The sequence below is a fragment of the Novosphingobium indicum genome, from assembly GCF_014645195.1.
GTDB lineage: Bacteria > Pseudomonadota > Alphaproteobacteria > Sphingomonadales > Sphingomonadaceae > Novosphingobium > Novosphingobium indicum.
Genome location: NZ_BMLK01000056.1, coordinates 1 through 7856, shown reverse-complemented (window position 1 = coordinate 7856; position 7856 = coordinate 1). Strand labels below are relative to the sequence as shown.

5 protein-coding genes and 5 pseudogenes are annotated in these 7856 nt (G+C 61.6%); 9 read left to right on the top strand and 1 reads right to left on the bottom strand.

The features are described from left to right. Positions 1–472, top strand: a pseudogene (locus IEX64_RS23665) (acyl-CoA dehydrogenase family protein); the annotation flags it as partial. A gap of 119 nt (positions 473–591) precedes the next feature. Here IEX64_RS23665 and IEX64_RS23660 read toward each other — a convergent pair. Continuing rightward, positions 592–729: pseudogene (locus IEX64_RS23660) on the bottom strand (transposase domain-containing protein); the annotation flags it as partial. 320 nt (positions 730–1049) lie between these two features. Between IEX64_RS23660 and tnpA the strand changes: the two are divergent. The 8 genes and pseudogenes from tnpA to IEX64_RS24580 all read left to right on the top strand — a co-directional run. Next, positions 1050–1379 (top strand): IS66-like element accessory protein TnpA, encoded by a 330-nt coding sequence (tnpA, locus tag IEX64_RS23655; RefSeq protein ID WP_229710707.1) that lies wholly within the window; start codon positions 1050–1052, stop codon positions 1377–1379. Further along, positions 1376–1717 carry an IS66 family insertion sequence element accessory protein TnpB gene (gene tnpB, locus IEX64_RS23650; protein ID WP_031286377.1) on the top strand — a complete coding sequence of 114 codons (342 nt, stop codon included), beginning with the start codon at positions 1376–1378 and terminating at the stop codon, positions 1715–1717. The genes tnpA and tnpB overlap by 4 nt, the downstream gene beginning before the upstream one ends. A gap of 71 nt (positions 1718–1788) precedes the next feature. Beyond that, a pseudogene (tnpC, locus tag IEX64_RS23645) lies at positions 1789–2859 on the top strand (IS66 family transposase); the annotation flags it as partial. A 759-nt stretch (positions 2860–3618) separates the two neighbouring features. After that, positions 3619–4857, top strand: coding sequence for a site-specific integrase (locus IEX64_RS23640; protein WP_188823867.1), 1239 nt, complete (start codon positions 3619–3621; stop codon positions 4855–4857). Continuing rightward, complete coding sequence (locus tag IEX64_RS23635; protein ID WP_188823865.1) at positions 4854–5825, top strand: tyrosine-type recombinase/integrase; 972 nt, start codon at positions 4854–4856, stop codon at positions 5823–5825. Before IEX64_RS23640 ends, IEX64_RS23635 begins: the two co-directional genes overlap by 4 nt. Continuing rightward, positions 5822–6838: a site-specific integrase gene (locus IEX64_RS23630; RefSeq protein WP_188823863.1), complete on the top strand. Its 1017-nt coding sequence runs from the start codon at positions 5822–5824 to the stop codon at positions 6836–6838. The genes IEX64_RS23635 and IEX64_RS23630 overlap by 4 nt, the downstream gene beginning before the upstream one ends. Positions 6839–6951: 113 nt before the next feature. After that, positions 6952–7545 (top strand): annotated as a pseudogene (gene tnpC, locus IEX64_RS23625) (IS66 family transposase); the annotation flags it as partial. Positions 7546–7572: 27 nt separating this feature from the next. Beyond that, positions 7573–7790, top strand: a pseudogene (locus tag IEX64_RS24580) (IS3 family transposase); the annotation flags it as partial. Positions 7791–7856 lie beyond the last annotated feature (66 nt).

Below are 7856 nucleotides of genomic sequence, written 5' to 3'. Positions count from 1 at the left end.
GGCAAGGGCTTTCATTGCATCCTTTCGGGCATGAATGCGGAAAGAGTTCTTATTGCTGCCGAATGCATCGGTGATGCAAAATGGTTTACCCGAAAATCTGTCGCTTATGCCAAATGAACGGGTGGTTTTCGATCGGCCCATTGGCATGAATCAGGGCGTCTCTTTCCCGATCGCGCGAGCCCACGCAAATATGCGCGCAGCCGAGCTCATGGTCCATGAGGCCGTGCGCCTTTACGAAGCGGGGCTTGAACATGGACCCGAGGCGAACATGGCAAAAATGCTTGCCGCCGACGTAGCGGTCGAAGCGGGCAACGTCTGCATCCAGACATATGGCGGATATGGCTTTGCTGAGGAATATGACATCGAACGGAAATTTCGAGAGACCCGCCTTTATCAGGTGGCACCTGTTTCGACCAATCTCATATTGTCATTCATCGCAGAGCACGTCCTGAAGCTACCGCGAAGCTATTGAGGCGGCTACCAAGGCTTGGGCCCGTCCTGCCACGCTCAGTCGTTTCTGCTCACTCGACGCAACGATTGTTGCTGCGACCAGGCAGTAGCCATCCGGTGAAAGCCGCGGCGTAGCGCGGATTAGGTGGTGATCGAGCGCTGGGTTGGCTGCCAGTTCCATGGCAGCAACTCGTCGAGTTGGCGAACCGGATGCTCAGCGATGCGAGCGAGCACGTCCGCGAGCCAAGCCTGGGGATCGATGTCGTTCAGGCGGGCGGTTTATGCCGGACGACGAACTATGCCGAGCGCTGAAGGGAATCGGGCTCGCCGCGAAGGTGGTAAGCGTTGCGAGTACCGGCCTTGACGGGGTGATAGTATGAGCTTCGAGCTCGTTTGATCGTAAGCGGTCGAGAACCCCCACATTTTCAAGCGCGCGCTGATTGGTAATTTCGCCTGCATGGATGGCGAGGTGATCGATGGGTGACGAAACAGATTTCGTATCCATCCGGCTGCGCCCGCCTTGTCGTGAGGTAGTGGACTGCTCTTAAGAATGCTCTCGAGAGTAGGCTTAGGAGCGGTTCATGGGGCACATAACGGTAATGACCGGGCCGGAACGGCGGCGGCGTTGGAGCGACGAGGAACGGCTGCAGATTTTGGCGGAAGCCTTTGCGCCGGGATCCAGCGTTTCGGCCGTGGCGCGGCGGCACGACATTTCCACGGCGCGGATCTACACATGGCGCAGCAAGCTGCGACAACCGCCCGCCCTGACCGAGTTCGCCGAGGCGGTGGTAGACGATGGCACCCAGCAAGGCTGGCAACAGGCCGGGATGCCGGTGATCATCATCGATCTCGGCGCCAAGGGACGCGTGAACGTATCAGCTGCGGCATCACCTGCATTGGTGTCGGCGGCGCTGAAGGCCTTGCGATGATCCCAGCAGGCGCACGGGTGTGGATCGCAATGGGCCATACCGATATGCGTCGCGGCATGCAGAGCCTCGCGGCGATGGTACAGCAGAGTTTTTCGCGAGACCCATTTGCCGGCGATCTTTGGGTCTTTCGCGGGCGTAACGGGTCGCTGGTGAAGATAATCTGGCACGACGGTCTCGGGATGTCGCTTTATTCGAAGCGGTTGGAACGAGGGAAGTTTATTTGGCCCTCCGCGAAGGATGGCGTAGTGTCGCTGACGAGCTCACAGCTGGCCTGTTTGCTCGACGGCGTGGACTGGCGGAACCCGCAATATAGCTGGCGCCCGCAGAGCGCAGGATAGGCGCAGATTTTCTTCGTCGAGGCCGCATTTTCCGCTTTAACCGGGCGGTTTTCTGTGATTCCATCCTGGTTGTGGACGCCGCCGTTTCGCCCCTGCCTGACGACATTGAAGTGCTCAAGGCGCTGGTCCGGCTCAGCACGCAACGCGCCGATGCGGCCGAACAGCGCGCCACCAGCGCCGAGGCCGAACTGGCCAATGCCCGTGCCCGGGAGAGCGCCACCGAGGCATTGATCTCGCACTACAAGTTGCAGATCGCCAAGCTCAGGCGCGAGCAATACGGCCCCAGCGCCGAACGCACCCGCCGGCTTCTTGCGCAGATGGAGTTTGAGCTCGAAGATTTGGAGGCCGACGCCGCCGAAGACGATCTGGCCGCCGAGACCGCCGCGACAAAGGCGACGAACGTCACCGCCTTTGAGCGCAAGAGGCCGGTCAGAAAGCCGTTCCCCGACCATTTGCCCCGCGACCGCGTCGTCGTTCCGGCGCCCTGTTCCTGTCCGGCCTGTGGCGGCATGCGCCTGTCGAAGCTGGGCGAGGATGTAACCGAGACGCTGGAGGTGATCCCGCGTACCTGGAAGGTCATCCAGACCGTACGCGAGAAGTTCTCCTGCCGTGACTGCGAGAAGATCACGCAGCCGCCCGCGCCATTCCATGTCGTGCCGCGTGGCTGGGCAGGCCCAAGCTTCCTCGCCATGCTGCTGTTCGAGAAGTATGGCCAGCACCAGCCTCTCAACCGCCAGGCGGAGCGGTTCACCCGCGAAGGCGTGCCGCTGAGCGTCTCCACGCTTGCCGATCAGGTCGGTGCAGCTTCCTTCGCCCTGATGCCCATCTTCCGATTGATCGAGGCCTATGTCTTTGCCGCCGAACGTGTGCATGGCGACGACACCACCGTGCCGGTCATGGCCAAGGGCAAGACCGATACCGGTCGATTATGGGATTATGTCCGGGATGACCGCCCATTCGGCGGCGCCGATCCGCCGGCGGTCGTTTTCTATTATTCGCGCGACCGGCGCGGCGAACATCCCCAGGCGCATCTCGCGTCCTGGCCCGGGATTCTGCAGGCAGATGCCTATGCGGGCTATTTCGAGCTGTACGCTCCCGACCGCCAGCCTGGTCTCATCCTGGAGGCAGGATGCTTTGCTCATTATCCAGAGCATGGTTTTATCTGGGGCGTTTTGGGATATAATCCGGGCTTGCCGGAGGTTTCGGCGCACTGGGCTCCAGATAAAAGCCGCGACCTCGCAGTTAGGGACCGCCGCACGCGGGGGCGACGTTGCAGATACCATTGCGTACCAGGTCGACGATCGAGGACTATGTCGCCACGCAGGAGTGGCGGTGCGCGCGACTGTTGCGCTGCCCGCTCCATCCGAGCGGCGGCTGTGCATTTCGGCGGCACGGCAGCTATGCGCGCCTGACCAGTCCGGTGTACGGATCGCTCGCTGCTACTGCCCACAGGGGCACATAACATTCAGCCTGCTTCCGGATTTTCTCGCCGCTCGCCTGCCCGGTTCGCTTGCCGCGATCGATCGCATCGTTGGGATAGCCGCGTCGGAGCGAAGCATGGAAGCCGCCGCAGACGCAGCGCGCGGCCCGGATATTTCCCTTCCAGGCGCGGTGCGCTGGCTTCGCCGCCGCGTTGTCGCGGTGCGCAGATCCGTTGCCGCCGTCAAAGTGATAGCGCCCCGGCTGGCGAGGCCGGGCTTGCCGGTGAGCGACGTTCCCGCCCTTGCGACGCTCCGCCTAGCCCTTTCCCCGGAGCTGTTGCACCGTATTCCGGCACCCTTGGGATTCCAACATATCCAGAGGTTAGGCAGTGTCGGCGATGCCGATGGCTCTTGCCAACACGATGCGGGGCGTGATCACGCTTTCAGCATGAGCTACGCTTTGCCGATCGAGGTAAAGCCATGCCCCTACATGTCGATCACATCGCCGCAGCCGACCCTGCCGCGCCCACCCCCGACGATATCCGCCGCATCTGGAGCGCGGAGCGGCGCCTTGGGGCAGGAACAACGATTGTTTATTTGATCCGCATCCAGCAGTTTCGTACCTATTGCGCCTTGCACGGCCTGGTCGAGCGAGAAGAGTTGACCCTCGAACGCGTAGGCCGCTTCAAAGACTGGTATGCGGAGCGACGGGGGCTAGACCCGCTTTCTCTCAGGATTTCCAGCAGCGCCCTGCTGTCGCTTAGCCGTGTCTATCACTGCATGGGGCTTGCCCCGCCTGACTGGCGACCGCCTCGTCCAGAGAAGGCATTGCTGCCGCCTTTGCTCGCGCAATATGCCGCCTATCTGACCCAGCATCGCGGTAATCCAGAGGTGACGGTTCACAAGAAGCTGGGCCACATCGGTATGCTTCAGGATCACTTGATCCGGGTCGGCAAGGACTGGCACTCGATGCAGATAACCGATGTCGACGCATTTCTGGTTGGCCGCGCCGCGCGATACTCCCGATCGCATGTGAGCGACCTTGCATGCACGGTACGCTGCTTTTCCCGTTTCCTGCACTGGATTGGCCAGAGTCCGGTCGATATCAGCGAGGCCGTGATCGCGCCCGTGCAACGACGGCACGAGCGACCGAGACGCGCCCTTTACTGGGATGATGTGAAGCGGCTCCTGATGGCCGTGGACAGATCGAGTCCGCAAGGCCTTCGCGACTACGCGATACTGCTGATGATGAGTACCTATGGCTTTGGCGCCGGCGAGATCATCCGCTTGCAGTTTCGGGATATCGACTGGGATAATAGCACGCTGTCAGTCCTTCGCCCAAAGACGGGTGTCGCATTCATGCTGCCGCTGTTGCCACCCGTCGCCAAGGCGCTGGCAGAGTATCTACGCCACGGCCGGCCCGCTGATACACCCACCCGCCATCTTTTCGTGCAGACGAAGATGCCGCTGGAGCCATTCGCGGCTTCAAGCGCGATACGCCACATCGTGATGAAGCATGCGAAGATCGCGGGGATCGATGCACCATTTCTGGGCAGCCATGTCTTGCGACATTCTCACGCGGCGCGCCAGATAGACCTGGGTGCACGGCCCCAAGTGGTATCGGATCTCCTTGGTCACCGGGATCCAGAGTCGGTCTCGGCCTATGTGCGGATCGCCACCGCATCCCTGCGCGAGATCGCATTGCCGGTGCCGACATGACCACCGTCATCGTCCTGGAAGAGTTGAGGAACGACGCAGCAAGCTTCCTGGCGTTCAAGCGCGCCATGGGCCATCCCTATCGACGCGGCGAGTTTGAGATCGAACGCTTCCTTCACTTCGTCGAAGACCAGTGGGGCAACGATGTCGATATTTCGCTGGCCGAAGCGATTAGCCGCTGGTGTGGGCGTTTGCCCGACCGCAAGGCCGTCACGCTCGGCAATGAGTTCGGGGTAATTCGTCAACTTTGCCTGCATCGCCGGCGTCGCGATCCCACCAGCTATGTGCCCGAGCACGCCTTTGCGCCGGTGAAAGAGTCGACGTTCTACCCTTATATTTTCAGCCGCGACGAGATCCGCTGCATTCTCGCCGCCGCGTCAGCGCACCAAGGCCGCTTCATATGGGCATCGATGCTGCGAAGGCTGATTCTCGTGCTCTACTGCACCGGCCTCAGGCTCGGCGAGGCGGTGCGCCTGACCATGGATGATGTCGATCTCGACCGTGGGACCTTGCTCATCCGCAACAGTAAGCGGCGTACGCGGATCGTCCCCATGCGCGACGATCTTGTCGCAGAGCTTGGCCTCTATGTCGATGATCGATGCCGGGTGCTTCACGATCGTGGTCAAGGGGATTGCGAAGCGCTGTTCGTTCGCCTCAATGGCGCGCCACTCTATACCCACGCGGCTTCCGACGCTATTCGCAAGCTCCTGCGCCGCCTCGATATTAAGCCTGCGCAGGGGCGCGTCGGAGCGCGCCCCTATGAGTTTCGGCATGCGTTCGCGGTTCACCGCCTGACAACATGGGCGGAGGAAGGCGCTGACATTCACGCCAAGCTCCCCTTGCTTTCGGCTTATCTCGGTCATCAGAACGTCATTGGCACCGAGGTTTATCTGAAGGCGACCCCGCAACTCCTGGAACTCGCGAGCACGCGCTTCGAACAACATATGCGACACGCCCGGCAGCCACGATGAGCAAGGCCGGACCTCAGCTACTGTTCGCTCTGGTGGAGTCGTTCTTCTCCAACTATCTGCCGCGCCAGCGCGGCGCGAGCCCACATACGACGCGCGCCTATCGCGACACGCTCAAGCTGCTGTTTCAGTTCGTTGCCCAGCGTCGCGGCCGCGAGGTCGCCGCGCTTGTGCTGGAAGATCTCGACGCCAACACCGTCGCCGGGTTCCTCGATCATCTCGAGGGCGGCAGATCCAACTCCACCGCGACGCGCAACTGCCGCCGTGCCGCGCTTCGCAGCTTCTTCAAACACCTCTTGCGCAACGATCTCGATAATGCGCTCCGCTACACGCAGGTGTTAGCGCTGCCGTCGAAGCGGGCGAGGCAGAAGCCCGCAATCTACCTCGAAGCAACTGACGTGCGGGCCATCATCGCCCATCCCGATCGGCGGACCCGCAGTGGCTGGCGTGATTACACGCTGCTGCTTTTCCTCTATAATTGCGGCGCCAGAGTGAGCGAAGCAACCGGCCTGCTGTGGCAGGACCTTCAACTGACGCCACCGTACCAGGCCCGATTGCGTGGGAAGGGCCGCAAGGAGCGCCTCGTTCCGCTATGGCGCGAGACGGCCGACGCGTTGCGGCGCCTACAAAACCTGTCGGGCGCTGCGGGCCAGCCGCATGTTTTCATGAACCGCCACGGCCAACCGCTGACCCGCGATGGAGCCGCGTACATCCTCACCAAGCATGCCTCGCCAGTCGTCCAGGATCGACCCAGGCTGGCGCGTGACCGCATCACTCCTCACGTTTTCCGCCACAGCTGCGCCGTCGCGCTCCTGCAGTCGGGCACCGACGTGACAGTGATCCGCGATTATCTCGGTCACTCCAGCATCGCGACCACGAACCGGTATATCTCGACAAACCTGAAGATGAAGCGCGATGCGCTACAGAACTTTTGGAAGCATGCCGGTATCGAACCCGCAAAGGCCACGCCTTGGAAGCCAAAGCCGGATCTGCTTTCGTACCTGCGGTCCCTATGATTTTATCACGAGCTCCACACTGACCTTTTCCGCTGATCTCGGACATCTGAATCGCGTGACCCCAGATAAAACCATGCTCTGGATAATGGCTCTTATGCCAAGCTCTGCATAAGAGCCACGCGCGCCGTTACTTCTTCGAGCTGGCCGATGTCGCCGCACAGCTCAAGAAGCGTCGCAAAAAGGCCGTCATCTCGCCGCTGGCAGTGGAGGCGGTCCGCCGTATCGACGCGATCTTCGATATCGAACGCGCCATCAACGGCAGATCGGAGCAGGATCGTTTGGCTCTGCGGCACGAGCACAGCGCCCCGCTGGTGGCCGATCTGGAAGAATGGATGCGCGACAATCGGTCAAAGCTGTCGAAGAACAGCGATGTGGCCGAGGCTATGGATTACATGCTCAAGGCATGGCCCGCCTTCGCAGCCTTCCTCGATGATGGCCGCATCTGCCTGACGAACAACGCGGCGGAACGAGCGCTCAGAGGCATAGCCCTGGGCAGAAAATCGTGGCTCTTCGCCGGCTCAGACCGGGGCGGCCAACGCACCGCCTTCATGCTGAGCCTCATTGGCACGGCAAAGCTCAACGACATCGATCCGCAGGCCTGGCTCGCCGACGTTCTCGCGCGCATCGCCGACATTCCCCAGAACCGTCTCCATGAACTGCTTCCCTGGAACTGGGGCGCTCCCGAAGATCAACGCGAAGCCGCCTGATCCGCGGCCTTCACCGAAGGCCTACCGTTCTCCGGTGCCGGCGATGCGGCCAAGTCTACCAGCGAGAGCGAGGTGGAGAAGCTGCACGCCAAGATCGGGCAGTTGGTCGTGGAGCGGGATTTTTTAGCGAAAGCCTTCGGTCGATGAGCGTGGACCGGAGGCGGGCGCTGGTTGAACCGGCTCACCACCGCCTGTCGATTGCGGCGCAGTGCCGTCTGCTGCGGATCAGCCGTTCGTCCTATTACTATGGCGCGGCGATCTGGATGAGAAGTTTCCGCCAATCAGGATGAGAACTGATCGTCGCGGTGTTG